We start from the raw sequence: 20,194 nt of genomic DNA, 5'->3' as shown, positions 1-20,194 counted from the left end.
ATGAAAGTGACAATTTTTAGCGTGCTGCGTAACGGCTGGTTATCTCGCCCTGGCAGCTCTGTTTCGATTCGCCCAATCTCAGCGTTGTTAGTACCGTTATTACTGGCGAGCTGTGTGCAAAACACGGCACAGAAAGACGTAAAACATCCACAAATCGTCGAAGAGCCGGAGCATCAACTGGCTGATTACTTGTCGACGGATTGTGAAGATATCTGGCAAAACCAGAATCATGACTCCACCACCAACCCGCTGTACTGGCTACGTGCGATGGATTGCTCCGAACGTTTAGCACCTGCTCAGGCGCGAGCGGAAGCCCGCCGCTGGCCATCCGATAACTGGCGCGACACTTTCAAGCGCGGCATTTTGCTCTCTAACGCCAAAATTACGCCCACCGAGCGTCGTCGTTACATGACTAAGCTGGATGCCATGACCGCTGACGTCCCGGCGCAAGTGCGTTCGTTGTTCCAGGTCTGGCGCGATGGACAGGCTTCATTGCTGGCGCTTTCTGACGAACGCACACGCTACAGCAAATTACAGCAAAGCTCTGATAATGAGCTCGATACGCTGCGCGAGCAGCAGCAGCGCCTCAGAAGCCAGTTAAGTTTGACCACCCGAAAGCTGGAAAACCTCACGGATATTGAACGCCAGCTTTCCAACCGTAAACCAGCCACTGCTGAATTACCGGACAACACCAAACCCGCGCAGGAGGCGAAACCATGACGCAGCGTAAACCCGCCAGATTGTTGCTGGTTGATGATGATCCGGGCCTGTTAAAACTCCTTGGTATGCGCCTGACGAGCGAGGGTTACACGGTCTCAACGGCGGAAAGTGGTGCAGAAGGGTTGCGTCTGCTGGGGCGTGAAAAAATTGACCTGGTGATCAGCGATCTGCGGATGGATGAAATGGATGGCATGGCATTATTTGCCGAAATCCAGAAAGTGCAGCCAGGTATGCCGGTCATCATTCTGACTGCTCACGGTTCCATACCTGACGCGGTTGCCGCGACGCAACAGGGTGTTTTTAGCTTCCTGACCAAACCCGTTGATAAAGACGCGCTCTACAAAGCCATTGACGAAGCGCTGTCACATTCGCAAATCGCCGGGGATGACATGTGGCGAGATACTATCGTCACGCGCAGCCCCATCATGCAGCGTTTGCTGGAACAAGCCCGTATGGTGTCGCAGTCTGATGTCAGCGTGCTGATTAACGGGCAAAGCGGCACTGGCAAAGAGATCCTCGCTCAGGCGATTCATAACGCCAGCCCGCGTAACAAAAAAGCCTTTATCGCCATCAACTGCGGTGCATTACCGGAACAACTGTTGGAGTCCGAACTGTTTGGACATTCGCGTGGTGCATTTACCGGCGCGGTCAGCAGCAGAGAAGGTTTGTTCCAGGCCGCGGAAGGTGGAACGTTATTCCTGGATGAAATTGGCGATATGCCGATTCCTTTGCAGGTCAAATTGTTGCGCGTGTTGCAGGAGCGTAAAGTGCGTCCATTGGGCAGCAATCGCGACCTCGATATCGACGTGCGTATTCTGTCTGCAACACACCGGGATTTGCCCAAAGCGATGGAGCGGGGCGAGTTTCGTGAAGACTTGTTCTACCGCCTGAATGTGGTGAGCCTCAAGATCCCGGCTTTGCATGAGCGTGCTGAAGATGTGCCGTTGTTGGCCAATCATCTGTTACGGCAATCTGCTGACCGCCATAAACCCTTTGTGCGCAGTTTTTCGACCGATGCCATGAAACGCCTGATGGCGGCGAGTTGGCCGGGTAACGTGCGCCAATTGGTCAATGTGATTGAACAATGTGTGGCACTCACTTCCGCTCCTGTTATCAGCGAAGCGCTGGTTCAACAGGCGCTGGAAGGGGAAAATACTGCGCTGCCGACTTTTGTCGAAGCTCGCAATCAGTTTGAGCTGAACTATCTACGCAAATTGCTGCAAATGACGAAAGGAAATGTCACGCAAGCGGCACGTGTAGCGGGGCGTAACCGCACAGAATTCTACAAATTACTCTCGCGGCATGAACTCGATGCCAATGACTTTAAAGAGTAGTCTGTGGTAATTTGAAGCCACAATTACTGTATCCAAGCAGCACACTTAAGTTGTGCGGGAACCGGGAAGACCATGAAAAAAATTGATGCGATTATTAAGCCGTTCAAACTGGATGACGTTCGCGAAGCGCTGGCAGAAGTTGGCATCACCGGCATGACGGTAACAGAAGTAAAAGGTTTTGGTCGTCAGAAAGGGCACACCGAACTGTACCGTGGTGCTGAGTACATGGTGGATTTCCTGCCAAAAGTGAAAATTGAAATCGTGGTCACTGACGATATCGTCGATACCTGCGTGGACACTATTATTCGTACCGCGCAAACCGGTAAAATCGGTGACGGTAAAATCTTTGTCTTCGATGTGGCGCGCGTAGTGCGTATCCGTACGGGTGAAGAAGACGACGCCGCGATTTAATTCGCATTGTTTGCTCTTGCCCTCACCCTAACCCTCTCCCTGAGGGAGAGGGAAATTCTCCTTCTCCCTCAGGGAGAAGGCCGGGATGAGGGTTGTTCTCCCCATCCCATATGCTACAAAATCACATCACTTTATGTGGTCCAAAGCACTCGTAATGAATCTTGTCCTGCGCAACACCCAACTTCACTAACTGCTCCGCCGCAAATCGCATAAAGACGACCGGGCCGCAGAGGTAAAACTGCATATCTGGCGCGCTGATTTTGCTTTCCAGTGCGAGTAAATCCATCAAACCTTCACTGTCGAATTTTGACTGTGCACGGCAGTTTTCACTCGGCGTGCGATACCACACATGACGCTCAAAACGCGTTAACAGCTCACCAAGTTGATTCACTTCGTCGGCAAACGCATGCACATCGCCGTGTTCAGCGGCATGGAACCAGTTTACCTGCGCGCTATGGGCCTTTTTCGCCAGCGTATCCAGCATCGCCAGCATCGGTGTTTGACCGACGCCAGCAGAAATCAGCGTCACCGGAGTGTGGGCTTCGACGTCCATAAAGAAATCACCGGCCGGTGCGGCAAGATGCACTTCGTCACCCACTTGTGCGTGGTTGTGCAGCCAGCTTGAAACCTGACCTAAATCTTCACGTTTCACCGCAATACGATAGGTTTTGCCATCTGGACGACGGGTAAGTGAATACTGGCGAATTTCCTGATGCGGGAAGCCTTCAGGTTTTAGCCACACGCCAAGATATTGACCAGGCTGATAATCAGCAACGGCTTCGCCATCAATCGGGGCAAATTCAAAACTGGTGATCAGCGAACTTTGCGGCTCTTTTGCCACAATGCGGAATGCACGAGTGCCTTCCCAGCCGCCATTTTTCGCTGCGTTATCCTGGTAAATTTCTGCTTCACGATTGATAAATACACCCGCCAACACGCCGTACGCTTTACCCCATGCATCCAACACTTCCTGGCCCGGACTGAATATTTCATCCAGTGTTGCTAACAGATGACCGCCGACAATGTCGTACTGCTCAGGTTTTATTTGGAAGCTGGTATGTTTTTGGGCGATTTTTTCTACCGCAGGCAGCAGTACTGCAAGATTCTCAATATTGGTGGCGTAGGCACAAATTGCGTTGAACAGCGCTTCACGCTGATCGCCATTGCGCTGGTTGCTCATATTGAAGATCTCTTTTAGCTCAGGATTATGGCTGAACATGCGATCGTAAAAGTGTGCGGTAAGTTTTGGGCCCGTGGCGGCGAGTAGGGGAATGGTGGATTTCACGACAGCGATGGTTTGGGCGTCAAGCATGGTGGCTCCTTGATTTAACATTGAAAGTTAATGTTGTATTTTAAATGCATCTTATAAGAGTGCGATGTTAAATAAAAGCACTACTTTGTAAATGGGTACATGGCGTGTCGATGTAGCTCACAGAACATGAATTTTCTTCATCATCGATGAAGAAAACTCCTGAAAGCTTCTGTAGGGCTTTTGCCATCAACCCCTTATTTCATGCTGAGCCAATCGTTTGCGTAAAAACCTCTGCCAAGGCCTATTACCCAGCGGTATTTCGGTTTACACTGTTGCCCGTTGTATTTATGGCAGCATTAAAGCTGTTAAATATTTACTGTTAGCTGAGTCAGGAGATGCGGATGTTAAAGCGTGAAATGAACATTGCCGATTATGATGCCCAATTGTGGCAGGCTATGGAGCAAGAAAAAGTACGTCAGGAAGAGCACATTGAACTGATCGCCTCCGAAAACTACACCAGCCCGCGCGTAATGCAGGCTCAGGGTTCTCAGTTAACCAACAAATACGCTGAAGGTTACCCAGGCAAACGCTACTACGGCGGTTGCGAATATGTTGATGTGGTTGAACAACTGGCTATCGACCGTGCAAAAGAGCTGTTCGGCGCTGATTACGCTAACGTGCAACCGCACTCCGGTTCACAGGCTAACTTCGCGGTATACACCACTCTGCTGGAACCAGGCGATACCGTTCTGGGTATGAACCTGGCACACGGTGGCCACCTGACTCACGGCTCCCCGGTAAACTTCTCCGGTAAGCTGTACAACATCGTTCCTTACGGTATTGATGAGACTGGTCATATCGATTACGCAGACCTGGAAGCACAGGCCAAAGCACACAAACCGAAGATGATTATCGGTGGTTTCTCTGCTTATTCAGGCGTAGTTGATTGGGCAAAAATGCGTGAAATCGCAGACATGGTTGGCGCATACCTGTTCGTGGACATGGCGCACGTTGCCGGTCTGATTGCCGCTGACGTTTACCCGAACCCAGTTCCGCACGCACACGTTGTGACGACCACAACGCACAAAACGCTGGCTGGCCCTCGCGGTGGTTTAATCCTCGCTAAAGGCGGCAGCGAAGAACTGTACAAAAAACTGAACTCCGCAGTATTCCCAGGCGCACAGGGCGGCCCATTGATGCACGTCATCGCGGGTAAAGCTGTTGCACTGAAAGAAGCGATGGAACCAGAGTTCAAAACTTACCAGCAGCAGGTTGCCAAAAACGCGAAAGCGATGGTTGCCGTCTTCCTGGATCGTGGCTACAAAGTGGTGTCTGGCGGTACTGACAACCACCTGTTCTTGCTGGATTTGGTTGATAAAAATCTGACGGGTAAAGAAGCCGATGCTGCTCTGGGTCGCGCAAACATCACCGTGAACAAAAACAGCGTACCAAACGATCCGAAGAGCCCATTTGTGACTTCAGGTATCCGTATCGGTACACCTGCGGTAACGCGTCGTGGCTTCACCGAAGCTGACGTTCGCGAGCTGGCTGGCTGGATGTGTGATGTGTTAGATAACATCAACGACGAAGCGGTCATCGAACGCACTAAGAAGAAAGTTCTGGATATCTGCGCCCGCTTGCCGGTTTACGCGTAATCCTTAGCTTGTAATATCTTCAAAAGCCCACGTTATGTGGGCTTTGTTGTTTTATGTCCTACCGCCGATCGCGCGTCACCAAACTACAGTTCTTCGCCGCCCCGGCCGTATCATTGTTTTTGGTCGCCTGGATACATTCATCCATCGGCGATAAAGGGGGAGGCGTGTTAACGGTTTGAGCTGCACATCCTGCCAATAAAAGCCCACAAAAAATCAATGCTGCCTGGTACATGTCTTATTCCTCACTTAGCGCGGCTTCTACATACAAATAGCCAATTCCCATCACTTGCTGCGGTCGTGTTAGTTGCCCAAAGCTAATCTGGGTGGCATTCACTTTTAGCGCATCGCCGTGATCAAATGGATTAAAGCCAATCTGCCGAGCGACGGTCGCAAGCCACTCATCCCCAAACCCACAACTTCTTCCATAAAACCAAATCTGGTTGATATTGAGGATGTTAAGGAAGTTATACAAACTCAGTCCAATTGCGTTGGCGGCACTCTCAACCCAGCGACGTACCTGCTCGTTACCTTCGTGCCAGGCGGTAATTAACTGCGTTGAAGTTAATGTTTCAGGGTCGAGTTTTGGCGAGATGGGTTGTGATTTTAGCCAGATGCGCGCCTGCTTTTTTAGCGCAGTGAGTGAGGCTACAGTCTCAAGGCATCCGTATCTTCCACAGTCACACGCCATGCCGTCGGGGTCCACAATCGTGTGGCCAATTTGGCCGCTGCCATAGAGGCTACCGCGATAAATCTGCCCGTTTATCACAAACGAAGAACCGATACCGTAATCCACGTTGATGACACAAAAATCCTGGCGGCTCCTGGGGTTTTGCCATTTCTCTGCCAACGCCAACATCACACAGTCGTTATCTACCCGCACTGAGATCCCAAGCTTTTCTTCTAGCAGATATTTAATTTCTATCGGTTCGCGCCACGGCGCTTGCGGCATCGTTTGTGATACGCCGGTTATCGGGTCGACCTGCCCGTGAATACCCAACGCCAAATTTAGAGTCTTTTTCGGCCAGATTTTACCCTGGTTGCGCCAGACACTCTCTATGGCAGCCAGCAATGCTTGCGGTGTCGAGGCGTGGGTATGAATCGTTTCAAATTCCCCGAGCGGCGAAAGCTGGGCGTTGCATAGTTGGCTCTCAATGCTGGTCGGGGTCACATTCATGCAAAGAATGAAATCACCGTCGGGCGGGATTTGGTAGCTGCCGCTGTTGATCCCCCGATTGCTGAGATTTTCATGGGAATGGCTGAGTTTTCCATCCGCGACCAGCTCTTCAAGGATCTTACTCACCGCCGGGATCGAAAGACCGGTGTACTGGGAAAACTGTGACTTACTGAGCCGCTTATGTTGCCACACCAGCTTCATCATGGTCTGGCGATTTATCTGTCGCACCCGTTGGTTATTCAACCCTGAAGTCTGCATTTCACTTAACTCCGTTAACTATATTGCGTGAGCATTAAGCATTTTAAGCCGTGACGAGTCAAATACACTGCAAACATATCCTGGTTAACTGTTAATTTTTTACTGGAGAGGCGAAATGTACGGAGCCGTTAACGTCTGGCAAGAGACCATTGCTTTACCCACCTGGACTGCCGGTGCGGAAGACCCGAATCCGATGTTTTTGGAAAACCGTGTGTATCAGGGATCTTCAGGTGCCGTTTATCCTTACGGTGTCATTGACACTCTCACCGGCCAGCGTGAGATGCGTGATTACAAAGCCGTGTGGATTGAAAACGATTTTATCCGCGTCATGTTGCTGCCTGAGTTAGGCGGTCGTATTCACCGCGCATATGACAAAGTGATGGAGCGCGACTTCGTTTACTACAACGAAGTGGTGAAACCGGCACTGGTGGGGTTAGTGGGGCCATGGATTTCCGGCGGCATTGAATTTAACTGGCCACAGCACCACCGCCCAACCACCTTCATGCCGGTCGACGTGACGTTCCAGAAACATGAAAACGGTGCGCAGACCGTCTGGCTGGGTGAAGTGGAACCCATGCGCGGCTTGCAGGTGATGACTGGTTTTACGCTGTATCCTGAAAAAGCGCTGATCGAAATTACCGGCAAAGTGTTCAACGGCAACGCGACACCACGTCATTTCTTGTGGTGGGCGAACCCCGCAGTTAAAGGCGGCGATGAGCACCAAAGCGTGTTCCCACCGGATGTCACGGCGGTATTTGATCACGGCAAACGCGATGTTTCTGCCTTTCCGATTGCCCAGGGGACGTACTACAAAGTCGACTATTCCGCGGGTGTCGACATCTCACGCTACAAAAACATCCCCGTTCCGACGTCGTACATGGCGGATAAATCAGATTACGATTTTGTCGGCGCATACCATCACGGCGAGCAGGGCGGACTGTTGCACATCGCCGATCACCATGTTTCACCTGGCAAAAAGCAGTGGACATGGGGTAACTGCGATTTCGGCCAGGCCTGGGACCGCAATTTGACCGATGAGAACGGCCCATATATCGAACTGATGACCGGCGTGTTCACCGACAATCAGCCGGATTTCACCTGGATTGCACCCTATGAAGAGAAAATCTTCGTACAGAATTTCCTGCCATATAGCCAGCTTGGCACATTGCAGAATGCCAACACCCAGGCGGCAATAAAACTGGAGCGCCACGGTGGTGACCTGCACCTTGGTGTCTATGCAATCGCGCCGCTGACTGACGCCTCGCTTGAAATTGAATCGGCTGGAAGCCTGCTCTGGAAAACGTCGCTGACGCTGCAACCGGCACAGGCGTGGCAAGATACCCTTGAAGACAACTGGCCGCAGCGTTTAACGCTGAATCTTCGTGACGCACACGGCAACCTCATTCTCAGTTACTGCGAGCACATTCCAGAAGATTTACCTCTGCCACAACCGGCCTGCGTTCCCGCTAAACCGCATGAAATCACAAACTGCGACGAGCTGTATTTTATCGGTCAGCACCTGGAGCAGTACCTGCACGCCAGCCGCTCGGCATTCGATTACTACCAGCGTGCGCTGGCGCTCGATCCCGAAGATTACCGCTGCAACGTAGCACTCGGACAGCTTGAATTTAACCGTGCTAACTGGGCGCTTGCTGAACAGCTGGCGGATGCGGCGTTGAAACGTGCCCATCGCCTGAACAAGAACCCACAAAATGGTGACGCCAGCATGCTGCGCGGTGCAGCAAAAGAGAAACAGGGGGACTGCGACGGGGCGTTTGATGATTACTTCAAAGCAAGCTGGAGTGGTAACTGCCGCGATGCTGCATTTTACGCGCTGGCACGTCTGGCTTTGCGAAAAGGCGATGCGGCCCAGGCGCTGGTGTTTGTGAATCAAAGCCTGAAGTTTAATGGCGGTAATAATCTGGCAATGGGGCTGAAAGCTCTGGTGTTGAACCAGACAGGGGCTTCACAGCAGGCACAGCGGTGGATTACACAGCAGCTTGAAGAGTATCCGCTGAGCTACGTTCTGCATTACGCCCGCTGGGCCATCACGCAAAACGAAACTGACAAAGCTGAACTGGTGCGAGTCACCGGGCGGCGTGGCGTCAATGCCAGTGTTCTGGCGGGATGGCTGGTGAGCCTGGGGTTGGACACTGCCGCCAAAAAGATGTTGAGCGTTCTCGATTCACAAGAAGCGATGCCAATGCTGTGGCGAGCGGCTTTAGAACGCGACCACGCACAGCAACTTGCTTTCGTGAAACAAGCGCAGGACTGCTTTGCTCGCAAAGTGCGTTTCCCTAACACGCTCGATGAAGTACAGATGTTGCAATGTCTGCCGCACGATGGCTTCGCGCAATATCTGTTGGGCTGTTTCTGGTACAGCAAACGTCGTTATTCCGAAGCGGTCGCTTGTTGGGAATTTGCAGCGCAGCAGTTGCCTGAGTTTGGTGCGGTGCAGCGTGTTTTGGGGATCCATGCCTGGAATAAGCAACACGATGCGCAAATGGCGGAACAGTATCTGCAACGGGCGGTTGAGCGTGAACCGGAAAATGCCCGCTTCCTGTTTGAACTCGATTACCTGCAAAAACTCACCGGGCGCTCAACCGAGCAGCGTCTGGCGAACCTCGCTGCGCACCGCGATGTAGTACTCAAACGCGACGATCTGACCGCTGAGTTACTTAGCTTATGGAACACTCATGGTGAAACTGATGCTGCAGCTCGGGTGTTGGCTCAACGTAAATTCCACCCATGGGAAGGCGGGGAGGGCAAAGTTACCGGGCAGTATCTGATTAACCTGCAACGTCGGGCACTGGAGGCGATTGCCGATAAGCACTTTGGCAAAGCGGAAGCGTTACTTCAGCAGGCGCTGAGCTACCCCGAAAACCTCGGCGAAGGGCGCTTAGTGGGTCAGAGCGATAACGATATCTGGTATCTGCTCGGCTGGTGTGCGCAGCAACTGCAACAGCCAGAACGTGCGCAGCACTATTTCGAACGCGCGCTGGAAGGCGGGTCCACGCTGGAAGCGGGGCGTTACTACAACGATCAGCCTGTCGACTACCTGTTCTATCAAGCGATGGCGTTGGCACGCATCGGCGACAAGACCCAAGCTCAGCAGAAATTCCGCAGCTTTATTACCTGGGCAGATGAGCATTTTAACGATCGCTCAGAACCTGACTTCTTCGCGGTCTCGCTACCTGATTTAGTCGCGCTGGACGCTGACCGTCAATCCGCTCATCAGCAGCATTGCCTGTTTGTTGCTGCGCTTGGGCATCTGGGACTGGAGGAATATCCCGAGTTTGAATTAGCACTGAAAGCCTTGTTGTCGCAAAACCCTGCTCATGACAAAGCCCATCTCTTGAGGCTTGCCATGCAGCGCGGTGTGTTTATCCAATAACTGAATAAATAAAAAATGGCGGGTGGCATTTCAAAAACGGCACACCCGTCCCTCTGTATCTCTACAAGTACAAATGAGGATTCACAATGAATACTGTGCAGACACAATTACGCATGGGCTATGTCTGGACTATCTGTCTGGTCGCCGCCTGTGGAGGTTTGCTGTTTGGTTATGACTGGGTTGTGATTGGTGGCGCGAAACCGTTCTACGAAGCCTATTTTTCAATTACCGATCCTGCACAGTCCGGCTGGGCCATGAGTTCCGCGCTGGCGGGATGTGTTTTTGGCGCACTGATTTCTGGCTGGAGTGCGGACAAATTTGGACGCAAAGTCCCACTGATTATGTCGGCTATTTTATTTAGCGCATCGGCCTGGGGGACGGCGATAGCCAGCAACTTCGACATGTTTGTGGTGTTCCGTATCGTTGGCGGAGTGGGTATCGGCCTGGCTTCGGCACTAAGCCCGATGTATATCGCGGAGGTCAGCCCGGCAGAAAAACGCGGTAAGTTTGTTGCCATCAACCAGTTAACTATTGTTGTGGGCGTGCTGGCTGCGCAGCTGATTAACCTGATGATTGCCGAACCGGTTAGCTCTGCGGCAACGATGCAGCAAATCACTGAAAGCTGGAATGGGCAGGTCGGTTGGCGCTGGATGTTTGGTGCAGAACTGGTGCCGGCACTGGTGTTTTTAGTGCTGATGTTCTTTGTGCCGGAATCACCGCGCTGGCTGGCTCGTGCCGGTAAAAATGAACGTGCTCACCAAATGCTTAAACGCATCGGTAACCAGCAATATGCCGATGAGACACTTAATGACATCCTGCAAACACTGGACAAAGACACGCAAAAAGTCTCCTGGAGTGCGTTGTGGCAGCCGCAGGTCAAACCGATCATTATCATCGGTATGGTATTGGCCGTGTTCCAGCAGTGGTGCGGGATTAACGTTATCTTCAACTATGCGCAGGAAATTTTTGCCTCCGCCGGATTTGATATTAACAGCACCCTGAAATCCATTGTGGCTACCGGGTTGATTAACCTTATCTTCACCCTCGCCGCATTGCCATTAGTCGACAAAATTGGTCGTCGTAAGCTGATGCTGTTTGGCGCGGCGGGATTAACCATTATCTATGCGCTAATCGGTGCGGCATATGGCCTGGGTATTTTGGGGCTCCCGGTATTGATCCTCGTTCTGGCGGCGATTGCGATTTATGCACTGACGCTGGCACCGGTGACCTGGGTTCTGCTTTCAGAGATTTTCCCGAACCGTGTGCGAGGACTTGCGATGTCATTAGGGACGCTGGCGTTGTGGGTGGCGTGCTTCCTGCTGACTTACACCTTCCCGTTGTTGAACGCGGGCCTGGGCGCTGCTGGCAGCTTCCTGTTGTACGGTGTGATTTGTGCGGCGGGCTTTGTTTATGTGCGTCGTTATGTGCCTGAAACCAAAGGTGTCAGCCTCGAAGCGCTGGAAAAACGTATGGCGGATCAATTCGGTGCTGAGGCGAAAGCCCGTGCACAACGCACGGCGCATTAAGATATGGAAACCTTGTTACTCGAAAATGAATATCTGCGTTTAACCGTCGCCCCGCAAGGGGCGGCAATTCACAGTCTGGATTCGAAGAAACATCAGCAGCCGATTCTGCATGCGGGTGAAAAAGCGTTGTTCCCGATGTTGCCGCTGGCAAATCGCGTTGCAGGGAATGCTTTTATGCTTCATGGCGAAAACATAGAACTGCCTGACAGCGAGGCTGATGCGCAATTCTTCCTCCACGGGGACGGCTGGCTGAAAAGCTGGCAGGAAGAAACGCATGATGCTTCACAAATCACGCTCTCGCTTGAAAGCCGCCACTCCTGCGGTTTTGATTATCAGGCCAGGCTTACTTACCGCTTGAAAGGGCCGCACTTTATGGCTGAGCTGGAGTTGACTCACCTGGCTAACAAACCCATGGTTTACGGCCTGGGTTTCCACCCTTTTTTCCATCTCACGCCAGCGACCCATGTGCAGTTTTCGGCCACCGGATTCTGGCCTGAAGGTGAAAACCATTTACCGAAAGAATGGCATGGAGAGCTCACAGCGCAAACGAATTTCATCAAGCCCAAAATCCCGGATAACCAGTGGCTGAACGTGGGTTATTCCGGCTGGAGCGGAAGCGCGCTGATTGAGCGCGACGACATGCGTATCCAGTTAACATGCCCCACGCCGTATTTGATGGTGTTCCGGGTGCCTGATGAACCGTTTATTTGTCTGGAGCCGCAAAGCCACCCAGTGAACGCCCATAATATGGCTGGGCAGCCGGGGTTGGTGCTACTGGAACGTCAGCAATCAACGGTTATGAAAATGGAAATTGCGATTGTGTAAGCAGTCTTACGCAAGGACCTTTAATCACGGGGATCAGAAACTGTATCCCATCTTTAAATAGATCCCCTGATTGTCATCTTTCCCCATCGCGTACTCGAGATTGACCACAATACCGGCTTCGGGTTTGAGCAAATACTGGATGCCAGCACCCCACGCAGGGTAGAGGTTTTCACTGTCCCCGCAGTTGAGTTGCTCCCCGCTGGTCGAGTCGCCGTAAAGACAGGCGGCACCGGCAAACACCGTTGCGGTCCAGCGATCGGCCAGTTTGTAACGCTCCTCAATTTCAATTGAAGACATATGCTGAGCGAGATATTCACCCGGTGTATAGCCACGCAGATAAACCGGAGAATAAGCCCCCGCGGGCGCGTTGTTGGAGAACTGGTGGCGGCTACGCACGGCAAAAACGTTGCCATCGCCATGTTGCCAATATCCCCGATAATCGACGCGCCAGATATCGAAGTCTTGTTCTCCACCCAACGCTTCCCGATAGGCCATGTTATTGACGTTGAGATACCAGCCTTTGGTGGCTTTAAAGTCGTTGTCGCGGGAGTCATGCATTACGACCGCACCCAGCCCACCGGACTTGTAACCGACCAGGCCCATTTCATCGAGGATTTCGTTAGAGGTGGGATCTTGCCCTTGCAATTCATAGTTGGAATAAGCGCCTTGACCCCCGATGAACCAGTCACCCTCAACACGATAGAGATAACGTAAAAAGGCGAAACTGTAGTTGTCGTTGGTGCTTAATGGCTTGCCGGATCCCAAATAGTTTTCATAGTCGTTGTTTATATCACCGACCATCATGCCACCCAGAATACGGTGGTGATCTTCACCAAAAGAGGTTTTGGCAAAAGCATTGGCAATAAGTGATTCGGATGTGGTGTATTTGGCCGAAATCCCGAACAGAGAAGGACGTGACTTCTCATCGAAGCGGTGCATGTAGCCCACCATCATGCCTGCTGCGGTATCGAGTTTTGGGCTGGAACTGAATAGCGGAACAAACAACCAGGGAGAGGGCGCAGCCTTTTTGTTTTTGTCTGACTCGCTTCCTTCATGACTTTCTTCAATCATGTCGTTTTTTGCTTCAGTAGTGGATGTCTCAGCGGCAGCAGCCGGTAACGTGAGCATCGACAAAATCAGGGTTAAGCCCCTGAAGAGACTGGTATTAGACATGACAACTATAAACTTTTCATTCGATTTAACGGTGGGGGATTTTAATAGAAATGAATTTGGGTTTTATCTAACTATTTAATTTAAAAATAAATAGTTAGATAAAATGTTGGAAGGAAAAAACACGCTTGTTTGTCTGTGTTATTGGTCTGTTAATGATTGCTTGCGTGCTCGCCACCGCTCGGCGACACTAACGCCTCCAAAACGGGAGGGATCATGGTTTTGCATTCAACGCGCTGGCTTGCGCTCAGTTATTTTACCTACTTCTTTAGCTACGGGATTTTTCTACCATTCTGGAGTGTTTGGTTAGCTGGAGTCGGCCTGGCACCCGAAACCATTGGGTTGCTGTTAGGCGCAGGGTTAATCGCCCGTTTCCTCGGCAGTTTGCTCCTGGCTCCTCGTGTTACCGATCCTTCCCGACTTGTTTTTGCCTTGCGGTTACTTGCCTTACTTACCTTCATTTTTGCTGTCGCTTTCTGGTTCGGGCAAACCGCAACCTGGCTGCTGATTGTGATGGTCGGCTTTAACCTGTTCTTCTCACCGCTGGTGCCGCTTACTGATGCGTTGGCCGGAACCTGGCAGCGCCAAATCACCATGGATTACGGCCGCGTGCGGCTATGGGGATCGCTGGCGTTTGTTATCGGTTCTGCCATGACCGGCAAACTGGTCAGTCTGTTCAGCTATCAGGCGATTCTGGTACTGCTGAGTATTGGTGTTGCATCGATGCTTATCGGCATGATGCTGCGCCCATCTGTGATGCCGCAGGGTGAAGCCCGTCATAGCGAAGGCGCGGGTTGGCCTGCCTGGAAGAAACTGGTCCTCGGCTCGTGGCGTTTTCTGGCCTGTGTCACTTTGCTACAAGGTGCGCATGCGGCTTACTACGGATTCAGTGCGATTTACTGGCAAGGTGCGGGATATTCCGCTTCGGTGGTGGGCTACTTGTGGTCGCTTGGCGTGGTCGCTGAAATTGTGATTTTTGCACTCAGTAACAAGCTGTTCCGTAAATGGAGCGCCCGCGATTTACTGCTGCTTTCTGGCGTAACCGGTATTCTGCGCTGGAGCCTGATGGCGTATACGACCGATTTACCGTGGCTGATTGCCGCGCAAATCCTGCATTGTGGTAGCTTCACCGTTTGCCACCTGGCGGCGATGCGTTATATCTCCGCGCGTGAAGGCAACGAAGTTATCCGGTTGCAGGCCGTTTATTCCGCAGTGGCGATGGGCGGTGGTATTGCCATTATGACCATGTTCTCCGGCTACCTTTACCAGCATATGCAAGGCGGGGTGTTCTGGATTATGGCGTTAGTCGCCGTTCCAGCATTATTCATTCGCCCGCGCCCCATCTCATATACCCGTCATATTTGAAGCTGCATCTGCGTTGGCTTCACTGTTATTCGGCCCATCGTGGGCCTCACCCCTCCGGGGCCGCTGTAAACAGCGTTCAAATCTGTTCCCTACAGATTTGTCACCCCAGTCACTTACTTGAGTAAGCTCCTGGGGATCATAAGTTTGCCGCCTTGGTGCAACTTCAATTATTTAGGGTAACTTGCGTTAACACTCGATAATCTTGCGGATCTGCTGCTGCTGGTGGTCACCCAGCGGCAGCGTGACGTGAATCAGCGGCGGAGAGTAGAGTGGCAGCGTGGTGGAGTAGGGCGTGATCACCAGCACCACCTCTTTTGGCGCTCCCTCTTTTTGATAGCTGTGTATCGTCAGATGTTTAATATTGAGCGGCAGCAAGGTGAGCTCGCGTAGCTGCTGTTCAATATTTTGCTCAAGTTCAAGATTGTTACCCGTCAGCAACAATACCTGCTTCTCATGCAGGTCATTTTCCTGCATTAACCACGCGCCAAAAATGACCGCCACCAGACCCACTTCTTCGTCAGAAAAACGCATTTCATAGTGAGATTCAAAATCACTGAAGACTTCACGCGTGGTGCGCATCAGACGCGGATACAGTCGGGTAATTTCTTCCGGCAAACTGTTATCAATGCCGATACAGAACTGGCAGCGATCCAGCGCCTGAGCAAGATGAATATATAACTGGTCGCTCAAACCTTGTTCGTCGCTAAACGACATGCCCGCTTGTTCACGAAAGCGCGCAATCATTCCTGAAATCGCAGTACGCAGCCGGAAGTCTTGTTGATGGTTATCGTGAATCGGGTCGGGCATGCGTAATAAAAGGAATAACAGTGCCAGGAACAATTGCTCGTTTTCATTGGCCGATTGTAAAACACGACGTTTCCAGTGGCGGGCAATCTCAAGCGCGGCTAAAAACTCCGGGCGCGTCTGAGTCCATGCCCGTTGCTCCTCGGTAAATTCAGGCGTAATCCCCGCATGATGCTGATGCAAGCAGTACTGCAAAAACAGCGTTAAAAACTGCATATCACGACTGTCAAACTGCCGCTGCAAACGTCTTGCACACAGGCTAATCAACGCATGGAGATTCTTTTCATCGTACAACGCGGTCAAGATCCCTTGCTGTTTAAGCTGGGTTTTTAGCGTCGGAGTAAAATGCTGCTGCACAAAGTGCGGGCATAAGCGCAATGCACGACGCAACCAGTGCAATAAACACAGGCGGCGATTCAGAGGCGTGCCCTCAATCCGATAGCTTCCATCCTGCTGGGTGATAAGCCTCAGCCGGTGATAGCGCTGGATTTCATCGCCCGTGTCGGCTATATCTTGCAGGGCTTTGGTGTCATCAACCCCGTTGAGCCTCGCGAGGATCTCTGGGGTGACCGTCTGGCCCGGTAAATAAAGCAACAAAAGCAGGTGACAGCGGCGCTGCGGACTGGAGAGTACAGATGGTGGTGGGGAAAGCAGTGTCATCATCCGCATAACCAAGTCAAAGGTGATTAATGCTAAGAGTAGCTAAACCTTTTGTCGTAGAGAGTCACATTTGAGCTTTTTAATTACGGAATTCTGACTGGCTCACAGAATTTTAAGTTCGAGAGAATAATGAGCGGGAAAATGTGTAACAAAATTGCGTTTTTTGCCCTATGTACGGCACTCTTTAGCCCGATGGCTTTGGCTCATCCGCACAGCTTTATCACGCTCGTGACCACGGTCATGGCCGAAAACGACCAGCTAACCGGTCTGAAAATGCAGTGGACGATGGATGAAATTACTTCAGCGGATCTACTGTATGACGCCGGTGACGCGAAGCCGGATTCACCGGTCTGGAAGAAGCTTGCTGCCGAAGTTATGGCGAATGTTTTAGGGCAACATTACTTCACTGAACTGTGGCATAACGGCCAGAAAGTGACGTTTAACAATTTGCCTCCCGAGTATGGGCTCGCACGGGTAGGGCATCAGGCAGTGTTAACCTTTATTTTGCCGCTGGCGCATCCTCAACCGTTAAAAGGGCAAACCTATCAGTTAGCGACCTTCGACCCGACCTATTTTGTCGATATGAGTTACGACCATCCCGCTGATGCCAGTGTGCCGAAAACATTAGCGTCGCAATGCAAAATCTCAGTTAAAACACCGCAACCCACTGAGGATATGCAGGCGTTTGCCTTGTCATTAGATAAAGCCGATGCACCACCTGAAGATATGGAACTGGGTAAACAATTTGCTCAACAGGTGACGCTGCAATGTCAGTAATTCCTTCCTCCACACCCCATTCACGCCGATGGTTACAGCTGTGGCCGCTGGCGTTTTTCCTGATTATCTGTGCGATTGGGCTCTACAGCCTGTGGCACTACTGGCCGCAAATCATCCTTAATAGTGCGATGTGGCAGAAATCCATTAACCAGCAAATGAGCGCGCTATTGCGTGAGGTTGCCGAAAACCCAGCGCGAGCGGGTTGGTCGCTGCTGTCATTTAGTTTTGTCTATGGCGTACTTCACGCGTTGGGGCCGGGACATGGCAAGGTCGTCATTACCACCTGGCTTGCAACCCATACTTCACGTTTGAAAAGCAGCCTTAAACTGACTTTTGCCGCGTCCTTATTACAAGGGCTGGTGGCGATTGGGCTGGTGACGGTCGTGTTGGGAATATTGGCGTTGCCGTCGCGGCAATTGCATATGAGCAGTTTCTGGCTGGAAAAAGGCAGTTATTTGCTGGTGGGCATTTTGGGCCTGATGCTGTGTGGCCGCGCCTTACGCAAATTACTACACGTTCTGAGAAAGCCTCAGCATTTTACCTCGTTCACGCCACTTCATGTGCATGATGAAAAATGCGGTTGTGGACATCAGCATTTGCCGACAGAAAAACAGCTTGATGCAGGGGAGGACTGGCGCGCCCGGGCCATGATCGTTTTGTCTATGGGCATGCGCCCGTGTTCTGGCGCCATTATGGTGCTGTTGTTTAGCAAAGTGATTGGCGTCTATAGCTGGGGAATGTTGTCTGCGTTGACGATGGCGGCAGGAACGTCCATGACTATTTCCGGGTTGGCATTTTTGGTACACGGATTCCGTACTTTAGCTGTGCGCATGAGCGGTAACAAAGCACCGGTGTTATGGCGACAGGTCGCCTGGGCAACATTGGCGTTAGCGGGCGGGGGGATTTTGGTATTAGCGGCGGTGGTGATGTGGCTGAGTGCTCAACCGGTCGTTCGCGGGATTCGGCCTTTTTAGCGTTAATTTTTTGCTTTTAAAACAACCCTCACCCCGGCCCTCTCCCTGAGGGAGAGGGGGAAACGAATATTTCTTCACCCCAGCTAAGGGAGAAAAGAACATCCCCTCTCCTGGCGGAGAGGGCTAGGGGGAGGGCGTACAACGATCAGAGATTAACGCTTCAGCGCTTCGCTCAGCTCATCACGCATCGTTGCCAGCATGGCTTTAACGACGCGCGGGTTACCTGCAACGATGTTGCCGGTCAAAAGGTGGTTATGGCCGCCGGTGAAATCACACACCAGGCTACCGGATTCGCGAGCAATCAGTTCGCCTGCTGCAAAATCCCAAGGCTTCAGACCAATCTCGAAGAAACCATCAACACGGCCAGCCGCAACGTATGCCAGATCCAGCGCAGCTGAACCGGTACGACGGAAGTCTGCACACTGGGTGAACAGTTTAGCGACGATGTTGATATAAGGAGTGGCGTGTTGCTTCAGTTTGAATGGGAAGCCGGTTGCCAGAATAGTGCCGTCGAGGTCACGTGCATTGCTGCCGCGCAGACGGTAACCGTTCAGCTGTGCGCCTTGGCCACGAACAGCACTGAACAACTCGTTACGCATTGGGTCATAAACCACAGCAACTTCGGTGCGGCCTTTAACACGAACAGCGATTGATACCGCGAAGTGCGGCAAACGTTTGATGAAGTTAGAAGTGCCATCCAGAGGATCGATAACCCATTGCACATCCTGCTCGGTACCCGCCAGTTCGCCTGATTCTTCAGCGATAATGGTGTGTTGCGGGTAGGATTTGCGGATAATTTCGATAATCAGACGCTCAGCGTCTTTATCTACGTTAGTCACAAAATCGTTGCTGCCCTTTTGGCTCGCTTCTACAGCGTCTGGGGTTTCGTAGTTCTTGGCAATTAAATTGCCCGCCTTGCGCGCAGCGCGCACGGCGATGTTGAGCATCGGATGCATCGGTCTCTCTCTGGATGTTAAAGAACGGAAAACGCGGCGGAGTATAGCAGAGCGTTCGGAATATGTCCCAGGGTTATGATAGGATATCGCGATAATCTTTTCAGGCTATGAGTCAAGAATGCTGCAAAACGTACGTATAGTGCTGGTTGAAACCTCTCATACTGGCAACATGGGCTCTGTAGCTCGTGCGATGAAAACCATGGGGCTGACCAATCTTTGGCTGGTAAATCCGCTGGTTAAACCTGACTCTCAGGCAATCGCCCTTGCTGCGGGTGCCAGTGATGTTATTGGTGAAGCTAAAATTGTAGACACGTTGGATGAAGCGTTGGCGGGATGCAGCCTGGTGGTTGGCACCAGCGCACGTTCTCGTACGCTGCCATGGCCGATGCTTGACCCACGCGAATGTGGTTTAAAGAGCATTTCCGAAGCGCAACATGCGCCAGTCGCCATTGTTTTTGGCCGCGAGCGTGTAGGCTTAACGAATGACGAATTGCAGAAATGCCACTACCACGTTGCGATTCAGGCAAACCCAGAATACAGCTCGCTGAACCTGGCGATGGCGGTGCAAATCCTTGCCTATGAAGTGCGAATTGCCTGGCTTGCCACGCAAGAAGAAGGCAAAGAAACCGTCGTTGTGGAAGACCAGACTCAGTATCCATCGGCTGACGATCTCGAGCGTTTTTACGTTCACCTGGAACAAGTATTGCTGAAAACTGGCTTTATTCGTACCAGCCATCCGGGCCAGATAATGAGCAAATTGCGCCGCTTGTACAACCGTGCACGCCCGGAAACTCAAGAGCTTAACATTCTACGCGGCATGCTTTCTTCTATTGATAACGAGAAAAAATCAGGCAAATAATACTTGAGTAAATTGGTGGGTTAAATAGTTGACCAATTTACTCAGGAATGTCAGACTTGCGACCTGCTATGTGACAATCA

At 51.7% G+C, this 20,194-nt stretch carries 16 protein-coding genes; 11 read left to right on the top strand and 5 right to left on the bottom strand.

The window, feature by feature from the left end:
• The 3 genes from qseG (at nt 1) to glnB (ending at nt 2,465) form a co-directional block, all read left to right on the top strand.
• Entirely contained in the window at nt 1-720 is a 720-nt protein-coding gene (gene qseG / locus BSPA111_RS05960; RefSeq protein ID WP_183270221.1) for a two-component system QseEF-associated lipoprotein QseG, read from the top strand.
• On the top strand, nt 717-2,054 hold the full coding sequence (glrR, locus tag BSPA111_RS05955; protein WP_183270220.1) for a two-component system response regulator GlrR: 1,338 nt from the start codon (nt 717-719) through the stop codon (nt 2,052-2,054). Before qseG ends, glrR begins: the two co-directional genes overlap by 4 nt.
• A 72-nt stretch (nt 2,055-2,126) precedes the next feature.
• Nucleotides 2,127-2,465, top strand: coding sequence for a nitrogen regulatory protein P-II (gene glnB, locus BSPA111_RS05950; RefSeq protein ID WP_002438074.1), 339 nt, complete (start codon nt 2,127-2,129; stop codon nt 2,463-2,465).
• 121 nt (nt 2,466-2,586) lie between these two features.
• Here the strand turns inward: glnB and hmpA are convergent, their stop codons facing one another.
• Nucleotides 2,587-3,777 carry an NO-inducible flavohemoprotein gene (gene hmpA / locus BSPA111_RS05945; protein WP_183270219.1) on the bottom strand — a complete coding sequence of 397 codons (1,191 nt, stop codon included), beginning with the start codon at nt 3,775-3,777 and terminating at the stop codon, nt 2,587-2,589.
• A gap of 341 nt (nt 3,778-4,118) precedes the next feature.
• On the opposite strand from hmpA, the gene glyA reads away from it, so the two are divergent.
• Nucleotides 4,119-5,372, top strand: coding sequence for a serine hydroxymethyltransferase (glyA, locus tag BSPA111_RS05940; protein ID WP_183270218.1), 1,254 nt, complete (start codon nt 4,119-4,121; stop codon nt 5,370-5,372).
• Nucleotides 5,373-5,607: 235 nt separating this feature from the next.
• On the opposite strand, the gene BSPA111_RS05935 is transcribed toward glyA, so the two are convergent.
• A complete protein-coding gene (locus BSPA111_RS05935; protein WP_183270217.1) occupies nt 5,608-6,804 on the bottom strand; it encodes an ROK family protein in 1,197 nt (398 codons plus the stop codon).
• A 115-nt stretch (nt 6,805-6,919) separates the two neighbouring features.
• Here BSPA111_RS05935 and BSPA111_RS05930 point away from each other — a divergent pair, with 115 nt between their 5' ends.
• The 3 genes from BSPA111_RS05930 to BSPA111_RS05920 all read left to right on the top strand — a co-directional run bounded on the left by BSPA111_RS05930 (nt 6,920) and on the right by BSPA111_RS05920 (nt 12,549).
• On the top strand, nt 6,920-10,198 hold the full coding sequence (locus BSPA111_RS05930; protein ID WP_183270216.1) for a DUF5107 domain-containing protein: 3,279 nt from the start codon (nt 6,920-6,922) through the stop codon (nt 10,196-10,198).
• Between the two features lie 86 nt (nt 10,199-10,284).
• Nucleotides 10,285-11,724 (top strand): sugar porter family MFS transporter, encoded by a 1,440-nt coding sequence (locus tag BSPA111_RS05925; protein ID WP_183270215.1) that lies wholly within the window; start codon nt 10,285-10,287, stop codon nt 11,722-11,724.
• 3 nt (nt 11,725-11,727) lie between these two features.
• Entirely contained in the window at nt 11,728-12,549 is an 822-nt protein-coding gene (locus BSPA111_RS05920; protein ID WP_183270214.1) for an aldose 1-epimerase, read from the top strand.
• Nucleotides 12,550-12,582: 33 nt separating this feature from the next.
• On the opposite strand, the gene BSPA111_RS05915 is transcribed toward BSPA111_RS05920, so the two are convergent.
• Complete coding sequence (locus tag BSPA111_RS05915; RefSeq protein WP_183270213.1) at nt 12,583-13,722, bottom strand: hypothetical protein; 1,140 nt, start codon at nt 13,720-13,722, stop codon at nt 12,583-12,585.
• A 213-nt stretch (nt 13,723-13,935) separates the two neighbouring features.
• Here BSPA111_RS05915 and BSPA111_RS05910 point away from each other — a divergent pair, with 213 nt between their 5' ends.
• Nucleotides 13,936-15,084, top strand: a complete 1,149-nt coding sequence (locus BSPA111_RS05910) for a 3-phenylpropionate MFS transporter (RefSeq protein WP_183270212.1) — start codon at nt 13,936-13,938, stop codon at nt 15,082-15,084.
• Nucleotides 15,085-15,270: 186 nt separating this feature from the next.
• On the opposite strand, the gene csiE is transcribed toward BSPA111_RS05910, so the two are convergent.
• Nucleotides 15,271-16,551, bottom strand: a complete 1,281-nt coding sequence (gene csiE / locus BSPA111_RS05905) for a stationary phase inducible protein CsiE (RefSeq protein ID WP_183270211.1) — start codon at nt 16,549-16,551, stop codon at nt 15,271-15,273.
• Nucleotides 16,552-16,677: 126 nt separating this feature from the next.
• On the opposite strand from csiE, the gene BSPA111_RS05900 reads away from it, so the two are divergent.
• Both BSPA111_RS05900 and BSPA111_RS05895 read left to right on the top strand, forming a co-directional pair.
• Nucleotides 16,678-17,325: a DUF1007 family protein gene (locus tag BSPA111_RS05900; RefSeq protein WP_183270210.1), complete on the top strand. Its 648-nt coding sequence runs from the start codon at nt 16,678-16,680 to the stop codon at nt 17,323-17,325.
• Entirely contained in the window at nt 17,316-18,299 is a 984-nt protein-coding gene (locus BSPA111_RS05895; protein ID WP_183270209.1) for a nickel/cobalt transporter, read from the top strand. The genes BSPA111_RS05900 and BSPA111_RS05895 overlap by 10 nt, the downstream gene beginning before the upstream one ends.
• 152 nt (nt 18,300-18,451) lie before the next feature.
• On the opposite strand, the gene suhB is transcribed toward BSPA111_RS05895, so the two are convergent.
• Nucleotides 18,452-19,255: an inositol-1-monophosphatase gene (gene suhB / locus BSPA111_RS05890; protein WP_183270208.1), complete on the bottom strand. Its 804-nt coding sequence runs from the start codon at nt 19,253-19,255 to the stop codon at nt 18,452-18,454.
• Nucleotides 19,256-19,373: 118 nt separating this feature from the next.
• Here suhB and trmJ point away from each other — a divergent pair, with 118 nt between their 5' ends.
• Complete coding sequence (gene trmJ, locus BSPA111_RS05885) at nt 19,374-20,114, top strand: tRNA (cytosine(32)/uridine(32)-2'-O)-methyltransferase TrmJ (protein WP_183270207.1); 741 nt, start codon at nt 19,374-19,376, stop codon at nt 20,112-20,114.
• The last annotated feature ends 80 nt before the right edge of the window (nt 20,115-20,194 follow it).

The sequence above is a fragment of the Buttiauxella sp. A111 genome, assembly GCF_014189855.1.
Taxonomy (GTDB): Bacteria; Pseudomonadota; Gammaproteobacteria; order Enterobacterales; family Enterobacteriaceae; genus Buttiauxella; species Buttiauxella selenatireducens.
The sequence above is the reverse complement of the archived record's forward strand: the minus strand, read 5'-3'. Positions and strand labels throughout refer to the sequence as shown.

What these genes read in the sequence shown, in the direction of transcription:
- qseG (WP_183270221.1), top strand. Translation starts at nt 1, where the DNA reads ATGAAAGTGACAATTTTTAGCGTGCTGCGTAACGGCTGGTTATCTCGC.
- glrR (WP_183270220.1), top strand. Translation starts at nt 717, where the DNA reads ATGACGCAGCGTAAACCCGCCAGATTGTTGCTGGTTGATGATGATCCG.
- glnB (WP_002438074.1), top strand. Translation starts at nt 2,127, where the DNA reads ATGAAAAAAATTGATGCGATTATTAAGCCGTTCAAACTGGATGACGTT.
- hmpA (WP_183270219.1), bottom strand. Translation starts at nt 3,777, where the DNA reads ATGCTTGACGCCCAAACCATCGCTGTCGTGAAATCCACCATTCCCCTA.
- glyA (WP_183270218.1), top strand. Translation starts at nt 4,119, where the DNA reads ATGTTAAAGCGTGAAATGAACATTGCCGATTATGATGCCCAATTGTGG.
- BSPA111_RS05935 (WP_183270217.1), bottom strand. Translation starts at nt 6,804, where the DNA reads ATGCAGACTTCAGGGTTGAATAACCAACGGGTGCGACAGATAAATCGC.
- BSPA111_RS05930 (WP_183270216.1), top strand. Translation starts at nt 6,920, where the DNA reads ATGTACGGAGCCGTTAACGTCTGGCAAGAGACCATTGCTTTACCCACC.
- BSPA111_RS05925 (WP_183270215.1), top strand. Translation starts at nt 10,285, where the DNA reads ATGAATACTGTGCAGACACAATTACGCATGGGCTATGTCTGGACTATC.
- BSPA111_RS05920 (WP_183270214.1), top strand. Translation starts at nt 11,728, where the DNA reads ATGGAAACCTTGTTACTCGAAAATGAATATCTGCGTTTAACCGTCGCC.
- BSPA111_RS05915 (WP_183270213.1), bottom strand. Translation starts at nt 13,722, where the DNA reads ATGTCTAATACCAGTCTCTTCAGGGGCTTAACCCTGATTTTGTCGATG.
- BSPA111_RS05910 (WP_183270212.1), top strand. Translation starts at nt 13,936, where the DNA reads ATGGTTTTGCATTCAACGCGCTGGCTTGCGCTCAGTTATTTTACCTAC.
- csiE (WP_183270211.1), bottom strand. Translation starts at nt 16,551, where the DNA reads ATGATGACACTGCTTTCCCCACCACCATCTGTACTCTCCAGTCCGCAG.
- BSPA111_RS05900 (WP_183270210.1), top strand. Translation starts at nt 16,678, where the DNA reads ATGAGCGGGAAAATGTGTAACAAAATTGCGTTTTTTGCCCTATGTACG.
- BSPA111_RS05895 (WP_183270209.1), top strand. Translation starts at nt 17,316, where the DNA reads ATGTCAGTAATTCCTTCCTCCACACCCCATTCACGCCGATGGTTACAG.
- suhB (WP_183270208.1), bottom strand. Translation starts at nt 19,255, where the DNA reads ATGCATCCGATGCTCAACATCGCCGTGCGCGCTGCGCGCAAGGCGGGC.
- trmJ (WP_183270207.1), top strand. Translation starts at nt 19,374, where the DNA reads ATGCTGCAAAACGTACGTATAGTGCTGGTTGAAACCTCTCATACTGGC.